Here is a 19,802-nt window from a genome sequence, read left to right on the forward strand (position 1 = left end):
TCAGAACAATCCGCATATCGCGCAATTATTCCTCCGCCGCTAAGGTGGATGGGGATCGTTACTGCAATACTGTGGATGCTGGGAAACACTGCCTGTAAAAAAGGTTTTACTTCTGATCAGTTTGAAGACGATCACCTGGTGGTGCTGGCCGAAATATCGGCGGGCGATTCGGTCAGGATACCAGTGGGCAAAACTATCCGGGTGGGTAATGGTAACCTGCTCAAGTTCGAAAGAGTGAATGACGCTACCGTTACGCTGAAAGAGGAGAATACGCGCACCTGGCTATTACAGCCCAGCTATGCCTGGCAATATGCCAACAATCCGACCTCTGTATTTACCAACAGGAAGCGGTATAAGTCCAACACTACTTATTCTATCGAGATAAGTCACCCCACCATGGGCACGGCCACCGGTACCACCCATATCCCTCCGTTGCCTAAATGGAATTCAATAGATACTGTATCGCAAGTGCATGAAACAAGGAATGCATTGGCCGTGACCGTCAATTTTCAGGATGCCGCCGACAAAGACGATTATTATATCGTAGAAGGCGTTAAGGAGCTGTTGAAGCCCGGTAAATACTTTATTTACCAGGGAGTGAAGTACGACTATTATACCAATCAGGGCAAAACCCTTTATGAACAGGTAAAGAATACACCGGGGGTAATATTGCGCAACGATACGGTCTCGATCAACAAGTTCCTCCGGCTCGAATTGTTCACGGAAGATCCTGCAACGGAGAACGCGCGCTTCGAAAACCTGCACAACCCTTTTCGCCGGCTTTTCTTAACGGATAAGAGTTTCAATGGACAATCCTATACCTTTAAATTTTATGTAGACAAACAATTCTTCATCGCCACCGAACCTTTCCAGAAAGGCCGTGTCCGCATTCAGTTCAAAGCGGTTAGTAAGGAACTGTTCGACTACCTGCTCGACTACGAGAAATACAAGACCGATTTTGGTGCCATTCCGGCCAACCAGCTTCCTTCCCCAACAGGCAATATCAAAAATGGCCTGGGCATCCTTGGCGGATCGGCGAGACGCGAACGGATTTACTATTTCGATACGCTCTGGTAGCAACGCCACGCTATGGAGAAATCCTGCCCCGCCTGCTGGTATTGCACAGGCGGAAATTATTTTCCGGCAAAGAAATAGGGGTTTCTGATTATTTCCGGTTTTACTACGGTAAGTGCCAAAATGCTTATCGAGGAAATATGAGCTATTCCCAGCTGTCGACAGTTGCCGGAGTTATTCCAGGTGTAAAGATGCAGGTAGTATTGCCCAGCCCTAAAGAGCTGAAGGTTTCGGCTGTGATCATCACTTTCAATGAAGAAAAGATCATCCGTAAAACATTGGCGAAACTGGACTGGTGCGATGAGATCGTTATTGTGGACAGTTACAGCACCGACAATACGGTAGCCATCTGCCAGGAGTTCGGTTGCGATGTCTATTCCCGTACATTTGATGGGTATGGTACACAAAAACAATTTGCCATAGCCCGGGCTACCAACGACTGGGTGCTTTGTATCGATGCCGACGAGATCCCGACCGACGAACTGATCGCAGAGATCAGGAGTATCAGTCCGGATACCAACTACGCGGGTTTTTCCTTTCCCATGAACATGGTCTTTCTCGACAAAGAGTTCCATCACGGAAAAGAAAGCGGACGACATTTCCTCCGCTTGTTCAATCGCCGCATGGGCGGCGTAACGGCCGAAAGAGTGCACGAAAGCTTCCGGGTTGAGGGAGCGGTGAAAAAACTGCAACACACCATCCTGCATTTTAGTTACACCGGCATACATCAGTGTATCGAAAAATTAAATAAGTATTCCACGCTGTCTGCGGAGATATCCTATGGTAAAGGCAAAAAGAAATCGGCATTGGCTGTATTGTTCGGCCTGCCTTTCAATTTCGTCAAATATTATCTGCTTGAGCGCAATTGCCTCAACGGCATGAAAGGTTTTTACTGGTCGGTCTTTGCTACTTACTATCACTTTCTGAAATACGTAAAGTTGAAAGAGCTGCATAGAACCACGAAGCTGCCGGTTTTAGATCCGGAAGCAATGATTGCCCGATGACTGAATCCTTAACTGTTCTCTCAAACTTCCCATGGTGCCGACCCCTTCGTATCCTTTGCGCGTTTTGATGTATCACAAGATCAGTGCCGACGGACAAACTGATATGCTCACTGTACCGGTCAGGGACCTCGAGTGGCAACTGCATCATCTGCGGCAGGAAGGATACAGGACGATCTCACTGAGTCAATTGGTAAACCATCTCCGGCAGGGAACCCCTTTGCCGGAGAAACCCTTGCTCATCACCTTCGATGACGGATATCTCGACAATTTTACCAACGCTTATCCCGTCTTCCGGCAATTGGGTATGAAGGCTAATATCTTTCTCGTGCCTTCATTCATCGACACCGATACGTACCTCGGTGTAAACGATCTGAAGGCCATGGACCCGTCGCTGATCGAGTTTGGTTTACATTCCTTCGACCATGTCAATTACCGCGACCTTTCAAAAGACGCCGTGCTGGCCGATCTCGATAAGTGTAAAAAGGGCCTGACAGAAAAAGGGATCGCTTTTCAACCCTGCCTGGCATTTCCGTTTGGCGCCTGGCCCAAAAAAGGAGCAGCCAGTCAGGCATTTTTCGATGCATTGGCCGAGCAGAAACTCTCGGCCGCATTCCGTATAGGTAACCGACTGAACCGCTTGCCGCTGAAAGAACCCTTGTTGATCGAGCGTCTCGATATCAGGGGCGGCATTACCCAAAAAAAATTCACCCGGCTTGTACGCAAAGGCAAGAGCCTCTTCTGATAAAATATACCCATGCAAAACAGGTTTAGTACAATCAATGCCTGGTTCGATAAGATCTATATCCTCACACTCGAACGGTTGACGGATAGAATAGCGCTTTTTAAACAGGAGCTGGAAGGATTGAACTATGAGGTATTTTATGGAGTGGATAAAGAGACCATCAGCCTGCAATCGATGAAAGCGGATGGAATATATAACGATGTGGCCTACAGAAATATCTACTCAAAAAGAGCCGATATGAGTGCAGGTATGTTCTGCTGCTCGCTGGGACATGTCAAAATGTATGAGTCCATACTTGCCCACGGATATGATCGCGTGCTCATCCTGGAAGATGACGCTTTTCCGGTCAATGAAAACCTTTCTCTGTTTCCAGCCATTACAGAAGCGTTGCCCAATGACTGGGAGGTATTTTACCTCGGGTATGAAGGCAACGAAACATTTGGCTGGCAACAAAAGATCAAGCGACTGCTTTATATGAGCTTCCCATCGCACGCGTCCCTGCATCTGTCCAGAAAGATCTATTCTAATTATTACCCACGCCCTCTTTCTGCACAAATAGCCCGTGCAGGTTTTCATGATTGCACCCACGCCTATGCGGTAACCCGCGAAGGAGCCAGGAAACTCCTGCAAAAGCAAACACCGGTATTCTACAACGCCGATAACCTGCTGGCATTTGCCATTGCCAACGACGAACTACGGGGATATATCAGCAGGCCAAAATTGTTTAACCAGCGAACGGCGTTTGTGCATACCATGCATTCCCTAACCTCCTGATGCAGCGGTTCATACTATTCAATAAGTGTTTTGGGTGTTGATAATCAGGCTGTAATGAGTGGTTTTCAACCATTTATGCTTATTTATCCCCACCTGCTGGCAAACTCAAGTGATTTGGAGTATTTTGTCGGCAAATCCGGTTCCAGTGAAAAAACTACTAATCCCCTGCCTGCTGGCAGTCATGACTCAATCCGTGTGGGCACAACCCAAGCCGCCCACAGCTATCGACACTACCAATGGGCTGAAGTTCCAAAAAGAGAATGTGATCAATGCCAACACGATCATTAAGATCGAGAACCTGGGCATAAACATAAATTCCGATTTGCCGGAATTGAGACCCACGATCTCGGCTGATGGCAACCTGCTATTCTTTATTTGTGAAAACCATCCGGCCAATACCAAGTACAACTCTATTCCAAATTCGCAAGATATTTGGTATTCCGAACGCGACAGCCTGGGTAAGTGGAGTGAAGCACGCCACCTCAAATCACCACTCAATACTGCGCATTACAATGCCGTTTATTGGATATCGCCCGATAAGAACAGGATACTGATCCGCGGTGCATTTATCGATGGTGGTTATCACGGAAAGGGCGTAAGCCTTAGTTACCGCAAGGAAAATGGCCGCTGGAGTGAACCACAGATGCTGTACATCAAGAATTATGAAAAGTACGACCGGGGCCTGCTGTCGGGCGCAACCATGACGCACGATGCGCGTACCCTGTTGCTGTATATGACGCCCGATAAAGGCAGTAGCCTCAACGACCTCTTCGTTTGTTTCCTGCAGGACGATGGTTCCTGGTCCGAACCCAAGACCCTGGGAAAACAGATCAGCCTGCCCGGTTACGATGAAATGACACCCTATGTAGCCGCAGATGGCGTTACCATGTACTTCAGCAGCAACCGCCCCGGCGGACTGGGAGATAATGATATTTACATGACCAGGCGCCTCGATAAATCCTGGCAAAAGTGGAGCGAACCCGTTAACCTGGGTGCCCCCATCAATACGAACGGCTGGGATGCTTTCTTTACCCTCGATGCTGGTGGTGAATATGCCTATCTCACCACGAATGAGAATACCTATGGCGAAAGCGATATCGTGCGGGTAAAATTATTGGAGAAGGAAAAGCCAAATCCTGTGATCCTGGTGAGTGGCAATGTATACAACCAGAAAACAAAACAACCGCTCAGCGCCTCTTTGTTATATGAAACCCTGCCCGACGGAGCTCCTGCCGGCAACGGCGTGAGCAGCCCTACGGATGGCGCGTTCAAGATCGTATTACCCTATGACAAGAACTACCTCATCAGGGCAACCGCCGATAAATTCTTCGCAGTGTCGGAAAACCTGAACCTCGATTCAATGATCAAGGCAGGGTATAAGGAAATTCATAAGGACCTTTACCTGGTGCCCATTGAAATTGGCCAGGTGGTACGACTGAATAATGTGTTCTTCGACTTCGATAAGTGGAACCTGCGTCCCGAATCGTTTGTTGAGTTGAACAGGGTAGTGACCTTGCTGAAGGAAAACCCGTCGATCGAGATCGAAATGAGTGCCCACACCGATAGTTACGGTACCGACGAGTACAACTTCAAGTTGAGTGATAATCGTGCTAAATCGGTGCGTGAATATATCATATCGCAGGGTATCGATCCTAAGCGGATCATATCGCAAGGATATGGTGAGTCGAAGCCTGTAGCACCGAACGATACGGATGAGAACAGGCAATTGAACCGTCGTGTGGAATTCAAGATTTTAAAGAACTAGGCAATTGATCAGCCGGAGGCCAAATACCTCCTGGCTGATCTCATACCGTCTTTCAGCTGCATGTTCATACAAGAGGTTGTCTTTTAGCTAAGTGGCCCAAACCCGGCCTGATGATTAGCTTAAAAGGCAACCTCTCTCGTTTTGAAGGCAAACTATTTATTTACCGGAGCTTTCATGATAATTCCTTCAATCTGCGCAACTTCAATTAAACCAGCACATGATTACTTCATATCTACCGGAATAAACACCAATGGTGTGGGAAGACAGGAAGCCCCGGGAGGAGAATAAGTGAATTTGATGGTTTGCTCCGCTCCGTTTGCAGCCGGCGGAAATACCTGAACAAGGATTGCCTCGGGCGATTTCCTGGTCACCAGTTTATCGGCAGGCAATTGAATAATGCCTTCCTTGAATTTTCCCTTACTTACTATCATGGTATTGGCCATACCGCCACACCATTGACCGTTGTCGGCACGTGAGTTCCAGGTTACGAGTGCCAAACCACGGCCATCGGTACTCTTCCACTTCATCTCAACCTGGTACATGACACCGTAGTTACCTGCAAGAGTAGCAGTACGGCCGGAGGTACCTTCGGTACCAAGCACCCAGGGATCCTTATTACCATCGGCCACGATGATCTGTTTGATGCCATCTTTGGTATCCAGGGTGTCCTGAACCTCAACACGGTAATTGGATACTCCAAATACTCCGCGACCTGCGTTGTTGCCTTTAGAGGGCAAGATGTTCTTGATACGTTCTGCTGCAGTGGTGACAGGTGTTTTGGTGTCGGTTTGCAGAATACTGATCTCACCAGGCTGGTCGATCACAAACTCATAAAAACCGTGTACCAGTTCGTCATACTTAACCACAAATTTTTCATGGGCAGGATCTATGGTAATGGACTTTCCAGGCTTGACAATTCGTACGCTTGTTTGTGGGGTTGCTGCAAAGAAGTCGGCCAATCCCTGTTTACCAGCCAGGAAATAATTGGTAGTAGGCTTTTGGGATGAGTATTTCAACATGCGCAGGCGCATATCGGTTTTGCCGGTATTTTTAATCACCGCAGCAATCCTCGTTTCGATCTTCGCCGGCTCCTTCACTCCATTCACATTATACACATATAATCTCACTGTTCCAGGATCAACAGCTTCTCGCAAGGCAATGGCTTCCGGTACGCGAATGTATTCAGGATCATCGGAGATCAGGTATTGAGGTCCGGGCAATACGACCTTTCTGTAACCAACCTGTTGAAACTTTTCGGTGAGCACTCCGGGCAGTTCAATAAGGCCACCTTGTGGGGCTGCCAACACGCGCTTGCTTAGTTCGGGGCCAATTTCCTGAGCCAGGGATGGGAGGGTAGTGGCTAAACTGCCGGCGAAGAGGAGGGAAAGGCAACCTGCTTTCTTTAATGATTTTTTAATCATGACTTGCAATGGTAGGTTATTTAGATAAATAATTTATTAACCATTGCGAATATAGTAAATGTTTTTATTAATTAGATCTCATCTAAGACGATTATGATCTACTTCTTACTTAATGGAGAGTAGTTTATCACGGGCGATCAGGCAACCGCCTATAACGCCGGCTTTCTCCTGCAGCTTCGACATATGAAGTTGAGTATCGTTATTTACAAGGCTCAGTGAATATTTATTGAGCGCACTGCGTATCGGAAGGCGGATGTAGTCGCCGGTTTCGGCCAGGATGCCGCCGAGAATAACTAACTCGGGGTTGAATATATTGATAAGGACGGAGATGCCGCGGCCGATCTTTTCACCAATTTCGGCAATGAGTTCAATACATAATACGTCTTCATTTTTTGCTGCTTGAATAATATCATACAGCCGCAAATGCTCGGGTAGTTTGTCCTTTTGCACCAGAACAGAGGTAGATCCCTGTTCTATCTTTTCCCTAAAGAGTCGCAACAACGCTTGCCCCGATGCTTCCGTTTCAAGACAACCTTTTTTGCCGCAATGACAAATGATCTCGTTGGCAAACAGAGGTATATGGCCAAATTCTCCGCCAAACCCCGATTTCCCGCGATAGATCTTTCCATCGATCATAATACCCAGACCAATGCCGTAGTCCATATTGACAAACAGCACATTCTTCTCTTCCCGGACAAGCCCATTATGAAATTCGCCGTAGGCCATGGCTCTTGAGTCATTCTCCAGGTAAGTACGAATGCCAGTGATCTTTTCGATCGTGGTACTGAGGGGTTCTTCGTGAAAATGAAAATAACTGTAACTGTAGCCGTTTTCGCTATTGATGCGGCCCGATAGGTTGAGGCAAAGCGCCAGGATGTTCCGGTGCTCCTCGGGCAGGCGGGTAATAAAGGTTTGGATCACCCGCACCAGTTGATCAAATGCTTCCTTGGTATTCACCAAAGAATAGGGGACATGCATTTCTGCTTTTACCAGGTTCTTTTTGAAATCGAGCAGTCCTATATTAATATAGTATTGCTTTACATCCACACCGAGAAAAAAAGCGGAATCCGCTACGAGCCCATACAGGTTCGCTTTGCGTCCACCACCTTTCGAATCTTCTTTCCCATAATCCTGTACCAGGCCGTCTGTGATCAATTCATTAATGAGGCTGGTGATCTTGGGTACACTGATATTCATCTCCTGTGCCAGATCGGTAATCGTGTTATTACCGGTTTGATCGAGGTGATTGATGATCTCTCTCTTGAACGCTTTGTTCTTATAGGCGACCCCTGAAGTGTTCTCTTCAGAAAATATTTCAAATATGCTTTGCTTGATTGCCATAGCTGGAAGGGGATAAAGTTTTTTCATTAACTAAGATAAGAGAATAGGGTTTAAATAATAACTATAGGCTAATTGAAGTATCCTAATAAAAATATTTACTAATTGTGTTCTTTTAATAAATTAATTATTAAATTTACTAGCGAAAGTAAAACAAATTAATAATATCAAGGTTATATGGCGTCAGATCTTAGTAATGCAAGCCTGATAGTAGCAGTATCCCCTGAAAATGAACCCTCCGGTAAGCCTTATTCGGCCCTGTACCGGGATGAACTCATTGAAAACGTATTGCCTTTTTGGTTAAGGCATAGCCGGGACGAAAAGAACGGTGGTTATTTTACCTGTTTGCGTCGCGATGGCAGTGTATACGATACCGATAAATTTATGTGGCTCCAGGGACGCCAGGTATGGTGCTTCAGCTACATGTATAATAATGTAGCTCCTAAACAGGAGTGGCTCGATCTGGCCATTCATGGCGCCGGGTTCATGGAGAAGTATGGCCGCGATCATACAGCGGGCAACTGGTATTTCTCGCTTACAGCTGAAGGTAAACCACTAACCCAGCCATACAACATATTCAGCGACTGCTTTGCAGCAATGGGTTTTGCCGCTCTCGACAAGGCCAGCCCCAACGATCGCTATAAGCAGATCGCTATCGATACCTTCGAAAATATTATTCGCCGCAAGGATAACTGGAAGGGCATTTATAATAAAGCCTACCCGGGCACCAGACCCCTCAAAGGGTTCAGCCTGCCAATGATCCTCTGCAATCTTTCGATCGAACTGGAACACCTGCTGGGAGCCAGTCGTGTAGATGAATTCATTCCCCAGGTCATACACGAAGTGATGGAGGTGTTTTATCAGCCCGAACATGGATTGATACTCGAAAGCGTACAACCCAATGGCGCCTTTTCCAACAGCTTTGAAGGCCGGCTCATCAATCCCGGCCATACCATCGAAGCCATGTGGTTCATTATGGACCTCGGTAAACGTATGAACGACCAGGCGCTGATCCGCAAGGCCTGCGATATCATGCTGCATACGCTGGAGTATGGATGGGATAAAGAGTTTGGCGGCATCTTCTACTTTATGGATGTGCTGGGCAATCCACCACAACAACTGGAGTGGGATCAAAAGCTTTGGTGGGTGCATGTGGAAGCCCTTGTTGCGTTGGCAAAAGGGTATGCGCTTACAGGTGATGAACACTGCCTGCGTTGGTTCAAAAAAGTACACCAATATACCTGGAAACATTTCAGGGATGAACAATTTGGAGAGTGGTTTGGCTATCTCAACCGCAGGGGAGAGGTATTGCTCGACCTCAAAGGAGGCAAATGGAAAGGATGTTTCCATATACCCCGATCACTCTACCAGGTATGGAAAACCTGGGAAGCGCTCGAAGCAAATACAGCTAAATAAGCCTGTTGGGCTAACCAGGCGGCCGGTGCAGTAAAAGAACCGTGTAATAAAAGGTAGGGACGTACTCAATTAACGATTGCTCATTCTCAATTGCCACGCTGATGATTGCTGCGTGACAACAATGATAAAACATACGAAAAATGAAAGGTAAGGTCCATTACTTATTGTATGTCTTACTGGCCGGCAGCATAACAATGCAGGCGCAACAGACCTTAAACACGGAGGTGTTGATCATCGGGGGCGGGGCCAGTGGTACCACTGCCGGTATACAGGCAGCCAGGATGGGGGTAAAGACACTCATCGTGGAAGAAACCAACTGGCTGGGCGGAATGCTCACCGCTGCCGGCGTATCGGCCATCGATGGCAACCACCGCATGCCGGGTGGCCTCTGGGGAGAGTTCAGGCAAATGCTGTACAGGCATTATGGCGGCCCCGATTCCGTAGCCACAGGTTGGGTAAGCAACACACTGTTTGAACCACATATCGGCAATAAATTCCTGCAACAACTTACTTCAGCCGAAAAGAACCTGCAGATATTATTCAATACCCGTTGGACAAGCGTAAAGCGCGAACACAATAAATGGACAGTAACGATTGCGCAAGGCAAACAACAGCAAACCATTCAGGCCACCATTCTTATCGATGCCACCGAGTTGGGGGATGTAATGGCAGCGGCCGGCGCTAAATACGCCATCGGTATGGACAGCCGGTACGACACCGGAGAAGAACTGGCTCCTGAAAAGGCCAACGACATCATACAGGACCTCACCTATGTGGCCGTACTCAAAGATTATGGCAAAGGGGCAAACAAGACCATCGCTAAACCCGAGGGCTACAACAAAGCTGAATTTGATTGTAGTTGCGATGTCAGTGATCCTGCTTCCTTCGATAGTCCGCAGAATAATTGTTACCGCATGATGCAATATGGCCGGCTGCCCGGTAACAAGTACATGATCAACTGGCCCAAATGCGGCAATGATATTTATCTCAATCTCATAGAAAAAACACCTGCAGAAAGAGAACAATTGCTGAAGCAGGCGAAATTGCACACGCTCCGTTTCCTTTACTACCTACAAACGGAACTGGGTTACAAACACCTCGGCCTGGCGGAGGATGAATTTCCCACAAAGGACAAGCTGCCCATGATTGCTTACCACCGCGAATCAAGGCGCCTGAAAGGATTGGTTAGTTTTACCGTAAATCACGTAGCCCGTCCATATGAAACAGCCGATGCGCTGTACCGTACCGGGATCGCCGTGGGAGACTACACCATCGATCACCATCACCTGAAGAATCCTTCCGCACCGGCCATCGACTTTGTCAAGATCAAAGTGCCCTCCTACAATGTGCCCATGGGTAGCCTGATACCACAAGGGGTGGAGGGGCTGATCGTTGCAGAAAAAAGTATCAGCGTAACCAATATTGTCAATGGCGCAACACGCCTGCAACCGGTGGTACTGCAGATCGGACAGGCAGCGGGTGCAATGGCTGCACTTTGCATACAGCAGCAAAAGCAACCCGCCCAGCTGAAAGTGCGCGATGTACAACAGCAATTACTCAGGGCGAATGGTTATATCATGCCTTTTATCGATGTGCCAACCACCGATCCTCAATTCAGCACCATACAAAAGATTGGTGCTACTGGAATTCTCAAAGGAACAGGCGTACCCTATATGTGGGCCAACCAGACCTGGTTTTATCCCGAACAGCCCATTAGTGGATACGAACTGGTGCAGGGGCTCCGTCTTTATTATCCTGCCTTAAAAACATACTTGGCGGCATCGGGTGAAATGCTCACAATTGCCGAACTGGTAAAGATCCTCAAAGCCATCAGCGTGGTGACCGATGAACAGCAACTGATCAAGGAGCTCACCGATGCCAGCATAAACCTACCCCGTGATAAACTCGCTCAATCGCTCAACAGGCGTGCTGTAGCGGTACTGCTCGACAAACACCTTCATCCTTTTGAGAAGTCAATCACTATTTCAGGTAGCCTGGAATAACCGGTCTTAAACATTCTAAACCTCCTTTTTAACCAATGCAGTTGTATATGAGACAATTCCGGCATCTAATGTTTGCAGGGCGCAGGATCTGGCTGCTCGCATTCTTACTGGCCTACCACCTATTGACATTTGGCCAAACCAAACCGGTAACAGGAACCATCACTTCCTCCGATGGCGTTCCGTTGGCCGGCGTAACAGTAGTGATCAAAGGCACTACACAGGGCACTTCTACCGATGCTGCCGGCTACTTTAACTTACCCATCAGTACCGAAAAAGCTATTTTGGTAATCTCCATGACGGGGTATACATCGCTTACGCTGACTGCCAATGCAGGCGCATCATTGACCTTGAACCTTGAAAAGAAACTCAAAGACCTCGATGAAGTAGTAGTGGTAGGGTATGGCCGTCAAAAGAGAGGCAACGTGGTTGGTTCCGTAGCGCAGATCAGTGGCGAACAATTGAAGCAGGCGCCCGCTATGAACGTAACCAATATGCTGGCCGGTCGTTTGCCAGGTCTTACTACCGTACAACAGTCGGGCCGCCCCGGAGCCGATGATGCCTCGCTCCGCATCCGTGGTGTGGGTTCCTATGCCAGCAGCTCGGCGCCCCTCATCATGATCGATAACGTGCAAAGACCCTCTTTTAGTCACCTCGATCCCAGTGAGATCGAAAGCATCACCATTCTGAAAGATGCCGTTTCTACTGCTGTATATGGCTTACAGGCAGCAAACGGAATTATCCTTATCACCACCAAGCGTGGTAAAACCGGCAAACCGGTGGTAAGTTATGATGGTGCCGTAACCGTAAACCAGAATACCCGTTTCCCCAAGTTCCTCGATGGACCCGATTACATGCAGTGGTACAATAAAGGAACCGAAATGGACAATGAATACAATGAACATACCGGCGCCAGCATCGTGCCTTATGTTTATTCACAAAAGCAGATCGATGAAGTAAGGAGTGGAACCAACACCAATCCGTTACTGGGTAATACCGATTGGCTCGATATGCTGGTGGGCAGAGAAAGCATCAGCCAGCAACATGCCATCACCGTTCGCGGTGGAACCGATAAGGTAAAATACTTTACGTCGGTTGGTATGCTCGATCAGGATGGAGTAGTAAGGAATACCGGTTTCAAACGCTACAACGTTCGTTCCAATATCGATGCGGAATTGAACGAGGTATTTTCCGTAGCGCTCGATCTGGGCCTTCGTCAACAACTGACCAATACGCCCGGTATTTCTCCCGACAACACAGCCTACCTCAACCCGTTCTATCAGGGTGTGCGTATGCTGCCCAACCTGCCTATGTATGCGCCCAATGGATTACCAGTTGCCTATAATAGTAACGCAGGCTGGGTAAATCCCATCGCATCCGTTGAACAGTCGGGTTATCAAAGAGCTCAAACCAACGTGTTTCAGGGTAATATATCATTCAAAATTAAAGTGCCCTGGGTAAAAGGTTTGGAAATGAAGTTGCTGACGGCTTACGACAAAAGCAGCACCGAGAATAAAAGCTGGTTGACGCCGTATACGGTCATGGGCCGCGCGCGCGACCAGGTTTCCGGCGACTTTGTGACTATCAATACCCTGCCCGGTATCACCCGTACCACGCTGCGCCAATCCTTCAGTCAGTACAACCGCAAAACATTCCAGCCAAGCATCACCTATACAAAATCATTCGGCGATCATACGATCAATGCATTGGCCCTATACGAATGGTCTCAACAGAAATCAAACGTATTCTCTACCGGTGCCAGCAATTTCGCCCTCACCGATCTGCATGAGATCGATTACGGCAGCAAGGCTACCGAATACCTGATCGCTCCCACAGGATCCAGCGATATCGATGATTCGAGAGCCGGTTATGTAGTTCGTTTGAACTATGGCTATAAAGACAAGTACCTGCTCGAAGTGGCAACCCGTTTCGATGCCAACGTAAATTTCATCAAGAACAACCGTTGGCATCCGTTTCCCGGTGTTGGCCTCGGTTGGGTGATCAGCAAGGAAGACTTCTTCGACGACCTCACCAGTGTAGTGAGCCACCTGAAGCTGAAAGCCTCTTATGGTAAGCTGGGCAACGGATCGTCTATTGGCTCCTTCCCTTACCTCCAAACCTACCTGCTCACTACCGCTCCTTCCATGGTGATCGGTGGCCAGCCGGTAGCAGCGCTTTATACCGGCGCCCCTCCCAACGTAGACCTTAAATGGGAAACTGCTTCATTCACCAACGTCGGTTTCGAGTCGGTATTCCTGAACGGATTACTGGGTTTTGACTTCGAGTGGTTCTACAAACTCACCAATGATATCCTGGACAGTCCCGGTGGTCTTTATCCTCCTTCCCTGGGCGGATATTATCCCTCCCTTATCAATAATGGTATCGTTGCCAATAAAGGGTTCGATTTGCAGATCAGGCACCGCAACAGGATCAATAAGATCCAGTATGGTGTAACGGCCAACCTGAACTGGGCTAAGAATAAGATCCTGCGCAGGAATGAAAGTGCCGGATTGCCCGACTGGCAGCGCACAGTAGGCAGAAGTGTAGGTGAAAAGATGGGCTTTATCGTTGATGGTATGTACCAGAACTGGGAAGAAGCTGCCAATGGCGCCTCACCCAGTGGCGGCACCATTGCACCCGGGTTCTTCAAATACCGCGACCTCAATGGCGATGGCCGTCTCACCCGCACCGACGACATGACCTTTGTAGGCCGTAGCAATATCCCCGAATTGATGTACGGTTTGAATCTCGACCTGCAATATGAAGGTTTTGATTTCAGTGCCCTGTTCCAGGGAGCGGCTTTGGTAAATGTCAACCTGGCCGGTACCTATGAAGGTTCCAGCGGCACCAGCGGTATCGACGACAATACACCGTTTACCAAAACATTCTATGGTTATGGTAACTCTCCCTATTTCCTCGTAGAGAACTCCTGGACACCCGACAACCCCAATGCAGCTTATCCACGTCTTACGGCCTATAAATCTACCCTGTCGGCCCACAATGCACACTCCAATTCCGGTTGGATAAGAGATGGATCTTATCTCCGTCTCAAATCTGTGCAGCTGGGTTATACGATCTCTAAAAAGTTGCTGAGTAAAGTAGGCGTACAGCAGGTTCGTTTCTATGTATCAGGCTTCAATCTCTTTACCTGGGATAAGCTGAAATACCTCGATCCTGAAATGCCCAACGTGAACAATGGATTCTATCCCCAGCAGAAGATGTACTCTGGCGGCGTAAACATTACTTTCTAATCATCAATTCTGACTTTATGAGCAAGTTTAATTCAATCATATATAAAGGCGCTCTTGCAACCGGTCTGCTGTTGAGCCTGCAGGCCTGTAAAGTAGATATATTGCCTTCGGCCCGTTATACGGAGGAAGCTGTGTGGAACAATCCAACCAATATGGAACTCTACATCAATGGAATGTATTCCGAGTTCAAGACCTTTCAGTTTGGTGCTTTTCCCATCGGCTACGACAACGCCACCGATGCATTGAGCGATATCGAAAAATATACCTCTTCAGTATCCGGTAATGGAACCGTCAATATCCTGGCTACGGATGCCTCCAGGGTGAACGCCGCAGGTCCGCAGTTGAACTACTGGCAGTCGGGGTATGTGCGCATCAAGCGCATCAATGAACTGATGGATGGCATGTCTAAATATGCAAAGATCGACGAGGCCGCCAAGAAGCAATATGAAGCGGAAGCACGTTTCATCAGGGGCTACGTTTATTTCTGGCTCGTAAAACTGCATGGCAGTGTAATATTGCTGGACAATCTCAGCCAGTATGCGCAAAAGGATCGCCAGCGTTCATCGGAAGAGGACTGCTGGAAGTTCATTGCTGCCGATTTTGCCTTTGCTGCTGAGAACCTTCCCAAACAATGGGATGCAGCCCGCACCGGCAAGGCCACCAAAGGAGCAGCCTATGCCATGCTCGCCCGTACCTGGCTGTATGCTGCATCCATCGCAGAAAATGATAAAAAGCAATTCAACCAGGATGAACTCACCGGCGTAGCCGCATCCAATGCGCAAACCTATTATCAGAATGCTGCTAACGCTGCCAAGGCAGTGGTAGACCTGGCCAATGAAGGGTTGTATGCACTCGAATCTGATTTCGCCAGCATCTTTACCAATAAGAACACCAAAGAGGCGATCTTCAAGATCGACTTCCTGGCGCCGCAGCTCACCCACAACTTCGATCTCGGCTTCGCACCTCCCGGCGATGCACCCGGCCAATGTTTAGTGTATGGAGTACCCACGGCCGAACTGGTCAATGAGTTTGAAATGAACGATGGATCTAAGTTTTCCTGGAGCAACACTACCCAGGCGGCCAATCCCTACACCAACCGCGAGCCTCGTTTCTATGCTTCCATTCTTTACAATGGAGCAAGCTGGAAAAACCGTACGATCAACACCACACCTAGCAATACAACAGAAGGTATTGCAGAATACGGCACGGTTACCGAACCCCGTAAAACTGTAACGGGCTACTATATCAGGAAATCGCTCAATCCTGCCGTGAACGATTTCGTGGTGAACAAAAGTGTACAAAGCTGGATAGAGCTGCGCTACGCAGAAGTACTACTGATACAGGCAGAAGCTAAGGCAAAACTAAATGACATCAGCGGTGCACAGGATGCCCTCAATGCCCTGCGCAACAAACGTGGACTGCCCAATACAGCAGCGAGTACAACTGCCCAGTTAATGACAGCTATCGAACATGAGCGTATCGTAGAGCTGGCATTTGAAGGACACCGCTACTGGGACCTCCGTCGCTGGCGCAAAGCACATACCGTGCTCAATAATGTGAAATTCACCGGACACAGGGTAACCGCCTCCGGCGGAGGGTTTAAGTACGAATCCGTACCCTGCGATAATACCAACAGGCAGTTCACGCCCGCGTTGTATTACATACCGATCCCGACAGCGGAACTGATCAATAACAAAGCGCTTACGCAAATCAAGGGTTGGTAATCAAGTGAGTTGCAGGTGGCCGGTTTTCGTATAACCCTATAATCTGTTGCGTACAACCGGCCATCGCAGCCCGCATTCTTAACCGGTAAAAATGAATTACATGAAAAATTATTTCTTCCTCTTTATAACAGCACTCACCGCAGGCGGCCTGTTTACTGCCTGTAAAAAGGTAGAATCGGTTCCCCGCAAAGAACAAAGCGCCCTCAGCGACATCTACCTTACCTCCGATGGCAAAGGCAGCGATCGCTTATTCGATCCCCGTTACAGCGCCAACAACGACACCATCTACTTCGATGTACCCTGGTATTTCCCGCCCGATTATGATAAGGAAGTCGATCTTTCCAGGCTGATCGTACGGGCTACCATCCCAACAGATGCCACCATGACGCCGGCACTGGGTAAATTGACCGATCTCACCAAACCATTGGAGATCACCGTAACCGCAGGTAATGGCAATCAGTCCAAATATGTGATCATGGCCAAAAAGGTAGGAGATGTATCTGTTACCAGTGCCAGCATTGAGCTCAATGTGAATGGCGCTACCGAACAGATCGACGGTGTAGTACAGGCCAATGAGATCCTTTTTTATGTATTGCCCGGCACCGATGTATCGAATGCAACGCTGGCATACGAGATCAATAAACATTCCAAAGGAAGCATTACGTATGGTGCATCCATTAACCTTACGCAACCCGTTCCATTTACTATAACAGGTAAAGACGGCGTTCCAAAAACTTATACCCTGCGGGCCCTCGAACCCGTTAAACTGCCTTATGGCGCAGGTATCAACCGCAAGTTGTGGATCAAGCCTGGTGCAGAGCTCGGCTTTACCGCCAACAACGAGGTGTGCCTCGCGGTAAGCGGCGACAACCTCGTGGTTACCAGGAGAACAACGCCTTCCAAATACGCTGTCTTCAACCGTTTCACGGGAGCCTATATCAAAGACATGTACAATCCTTTTACCGCTGTATCCTTCCAGGTGATCAGTGACTCGGCCGATCATCTGATGGCCTGTTCATGGGCGCCCAAAAACAGCAAGTTCATCCTGTACAGGTACAATGATGTGGATGATGCCACACCGGTTAAACTGGTCGAGTGGACCAATAACAACCCCAACGCCATCACCGGTGACGGTGGGGTAGGCAGAAGAGTGAACGTATATGGCGACCTCACCAAAGATGCGGTGATCATGGCGCCCGCCGGTCAGTCGGCCGTCATCTATAAATGGCGCATCGTAAACGGTACAGCAGTAAGCCAAACGCCAGAAGTGATCACCTATAAATCCGTTGCAGGCGGCGCAGCTTCCTTCATGGGTTTCTATGCCGAAGCGCAACCTATTGGGGCAGGGGCCAATGCCGATTACTTCATCAACTACCAGTTTGAGGTAGCCCTGGTAAACGGCACCACCCATGAACGGTCGGCATCGCTGACGGCCATGCCAGGTGTTGTGTTCACCATGCCTACGGCTTATACCAAATTCAACAATGCCAACTACCTGGCCATTGTGAAATATATCAACACCTATGATCTCAACCAGGTGCAGATGTCGCTCTTCGATGTTACCAGAACATCGATGATGAGCCTTCCGCCCACCGATCCCAATTATTCATCGCTGAACGTATTCAACTCAACTACGCTCACCGGAACTGCCAACGGCAACGGAACCGCCGACATCGCCGTGGGATACTCCAACAACAAGGAGCGCATGCAGGTGTATATGTTGCTGACGAATGGAGGGATTATGGCGCATGAGTTCACCAATTACGCGCCTTAACAAAATCGCTTACAGGTTGCAGGAACTGGTACAGCAGCCTGCAACCTGTTCTTGCTGTTATGAAACAATCATTGTAACACCACCTTATTCTCCAACAAATATTCTGTCATGAAACAACTCCTCACAGGCTCCCTGCTCGTCGTGGCCGCCATGGTTGCCTCGGTAGCTTGTAAAAAGTCTAAGTCCGACCCACCCGGTACGGTCAATCCCGTCGATACACCGGTAGTCACCAAACCCGGACGGAATGTGATCGCCTGGGTCGATGCCCGCTCCAACGTATTCGGCACTTACGGACGGTTGAACGATACCACCGAACTGAAGAAAGTACTGGATACGTTACAGCAATCCGGCGTAACCGGCCTGGTGATTGACGTAAAAGGAAGTTCGGGCTACACCATGTATCCCAGCGCCTATACCAAACAACTCACCACGCTCGATGGCAAATCGCTGCCAGCGAATGTGGACTATGTGGGTTATATGATCAAAGAAGCTCGCAAACGCAGCTTTAAGATCTATACCTCCATCGTCACCATGGTGGAAGGGGATGGTAACCGTCAGATCGGTCCTGTATTCGACGATCCCAATTTTAAGCAATATGAAAGTATCGTTTGCGATGTAACCGGTAAAAGGGTACCCGTTACCACCACCGGCCGCAATGCATTTGTAAATCCAGCCCAGCCTGCGGTGCAGGAGCGGGCACTCAATATCGTTAAAGAGATCGTTGGCAAATACGATATCGACGGATTCATTCTCGACTATGCCCGGTATACCGATATCGATGCCGATTTCTCCGATTTCAGCAAGGCACAATTCATAAAGTTCCTGCAGGACAAATACAACGATGCAGATGCAGTGAATATGAAGTTCCCTACTGATATCGTCACCACGTGGCGGTCGAGTAATGGGCAAACGCTCCCTGCTACCACTGGAAAGTATTATAAAAAATGGCTGATCTATCGCACTGGCGTTATCAACGACTTTTTCAAAAAGGCACGCGCTGCCGTGAAGAGCGTAAAAGCCAATGTGAGCTTTGGTGTATACGTAGGTGCCTGGTACACTACGTACTACCAGGTTGGGGTTAACTGGGCCAGCAATGAATACGATCCTTTTAACGACCAGGAAGTCCGTTTCGACTGGGCCTATCCGGGCTATATGGAGAACGGTTATGCTGAGCAGCTCGACCTGTTGATGACGGGTAACTATTTTACCCAGATCCTCCTGTCGGAAAATGCGGCGACTGCCAACCTCAAATACCACTGGTGGAGTGTGGAAGGATCGATCAACGGCACCAAATACATCACCAAAAACAAGATGCCGCTCTACGCCAGCATCGATATGGGCAATGTGGATTGGCCCAATAAAGGGGAGATTACCCGCGCCATCAAGTATATCCTCAACAATACCTCTGGCGGTATTATGCTGTTCGACGTAGTGCACATTTATGCACCGCAATACAATCGATTAAAGCAGCCACTTTGGGACGCTGTAAAAGAAGGTATCAAACAATAATGAAGGTCGT

13 protein-coding genes are annotated in these 19,802 nt (G+C 48.5%); 11 read left to right on the forward strand and 2 right to left on the reverse strand.

What is annotated here, in order from left to right; genetic code table 11:
• Window positions 1-75 precede the first annotated feature (75 nt).
• From P2H89_RS14335 to P2H89_RS14355, 5 genes are all read left to right on the forward strand, one after another.
• Complete coding sequence (locus P2H89_RS14335; protein WP_275827910.1) at window positions 76-1,077, forward strand: DUF4249 domain-containing protein; 1,002 nt, start codon at window positions 76-78, stop codon at window positions 1,075-1,077.
• A gap of 137 nt (window positions 1,078-1,214) precedes the next feature.
• Window positions 1,215-2,078, forward strand: a complete 864-nt coding sequence (locus P2H89_RS14340) for a glycosyltransferase family 2 protein (RefSeq protein WP_275827912.1) — start codon at window positions 1,215-1,217, stop codon at window positions 2,076-2,078.
• 67 nt (window positions 2,079-2,145) lie between these two features.
• Window positions 2,146-2,820 (forward strand): polysaccharide deacetylase family protein, encoded by a 675-nt coding sequence (locus P2H89_RS14345; RefSeq protein ID WP_275827914.1) that lies wholly within the window; start codon window positions 2,146-2,148, stop codon window positions 2,818-2,820.
• Window positions 2,821-2,832: 12 nt separating this feature from the next.
• Window positions 2,833-3,594: a glycosyltransferase family 25 protein gene (locus P2H89_RS14350; RefSeq protein WP_275827916.1), complete on the forward strand. Its 762-nt coding sequence runs from the start codon at window positions 2,833-2,835 to the stop codon at window positions 3,592-3,594.
• A 145-nt stretch (window positions 3,595-3,739) separates the two neighbouring features.
• The gene (locus P2H89_RS14355; protein WP_275827918.1) at window positions 3,740-5,359 is read left to right on the forward strand and encodes an OmpA family protein; all 1,620 of its coding nucleotides are present in this window, start codon (window positions 3,740-3,742) and stop codon (window positions 5,357-5,359) included.
• 221 nt (window positions 5,360-5,580) lie between these two features.
• Here the strand turns inward: P2H89_RS14355 and P2H89_RS14360 are convergent, their stop codons facing one another.
• Together P2H89_RS14360 and P2H89_RS14365 are read right to left on the reverse strand one after the other, a co-directional pair.
• Window positions 5,581-6,780: a copper amine oxidase gene (locus tag P2H89_RS14360; RefSeq protein ID WP_275827920.1), complete on the reverse strand. Its 1,200-nt coding sequence runs from the start codon at window positions 6,778-6,780 to the stop codon at window positions 5,581-5,583.
• A 105-nt stretch (window positions 6,781-6,885) separates the two neighbouring features.
• Window positions 6,886-8,121 (reverse strand): ROK family transcriptional regulator, encoded by a 1,236-nt coding sequence (locus tag P2H89_RS14365; protein ID WP_275827924.1) that lies wholly within the window; start codon window positions 8,119-8,121, stop codon window positions 6,886-6,888.
• A 174-nt stretch (window positions 8,122-8,295) separates the two neighbouring features.
• Here P2H89_RS14365 and P2H89_RS14370 point away from each other — a divergent pair, with 174 nt between their 5' ends.
• The 6 genes from P2H89_RS14370 to P2H89_RS14395 all read left to right on the forward strand — a co-directional run bounded on the left by P2H89_RS14370 (window position 8,296) and on the right by P2H89_RS14395 (window position 19,792).
• On the forward strand, window positions 8,296-9,534 hold the full coding sequence (locus P2H89_RS14370; protein ID WP_275827926.1) for an AGE family epimerase/isomerase: 1,239 nt from the start codon (window positions 8,296-8,298) through the stop codon (window positions 9,532-9,534).
• A gap of 140 nt (window positions 9,535-9,674) precedes the next feature.
• Window positions 9,675-11,537: an FAD-dependent oxidoreductase gene (locus tag P2H89_RS14375; protein ID WP_275827928.1), complete on the forward strand. Its 1,863-nt coding sequence runs from the start codon at window positions 9,675-9,677 to the stop codon at window positions 11,535-11,537.
• A 47-nt stretch (window positions 11,538-11,584) separates the two neighbouring features.
• On the forward strand, window positions 11,585-14,785 hold the full coding sequence (locus tag P2H89_RS14380) for a TonB-dependent receptor (protein ID WP_275827931.1): 3,201 nt from the start codon (window positions 11,585-11,587) through the stop codon (window positions 14,783-14,785).
• A gap of 17 nt (window positions 14,786-14,802) precedes the next feature.
• A complete protein-coding gene (locus P2H89_RS14385; RefSeq protein WP_275827932.1) occupies window positions 14,803-16,509 on the forward strand; it encodes a RagB/SusD family nutrient uptake outer membrane protein in 1,707 nt (568 codons plus the stop codon).
• Between the two features lie 100 nt (window positions 16,510-16,609).
• A complete protein-coding gene (locus P2H89_RS14390) occupies window positions 16,610-18,283 on the forward strand; it encodes a DUF5018 domain-containing protein (RefSeq protein WP_275827934.1) in 1,674 nt (557 codons plus the stop codon).
• A gap of 108 nt (window positions 18,284-18,391) precedes the next feature.
• Window positions 18,392-19,792 (forward strand): alpha amylase family protein, encoded by a 1,401-nt coding sequence (locus tag P2H89_RS14395; RefSeq protein ID WP_275827936.1) that lies wholly within the window; start codon window positions 18,392-18,394, stop codon window positions 19,790-19,792.
• Window positions 19,793-19,802: the final 10 nt, after the last annotated feature.

The sequence above is a fragment of the Paraflavitalea sp. CAU 1676 genome (assembly GCF_029223285.1).
Taxonomy (GTDB): Bacteria; Bacteroidota; Bacteroidia; order Chitinophagales; family Chitinophagaceae; genus Paraflavitalea.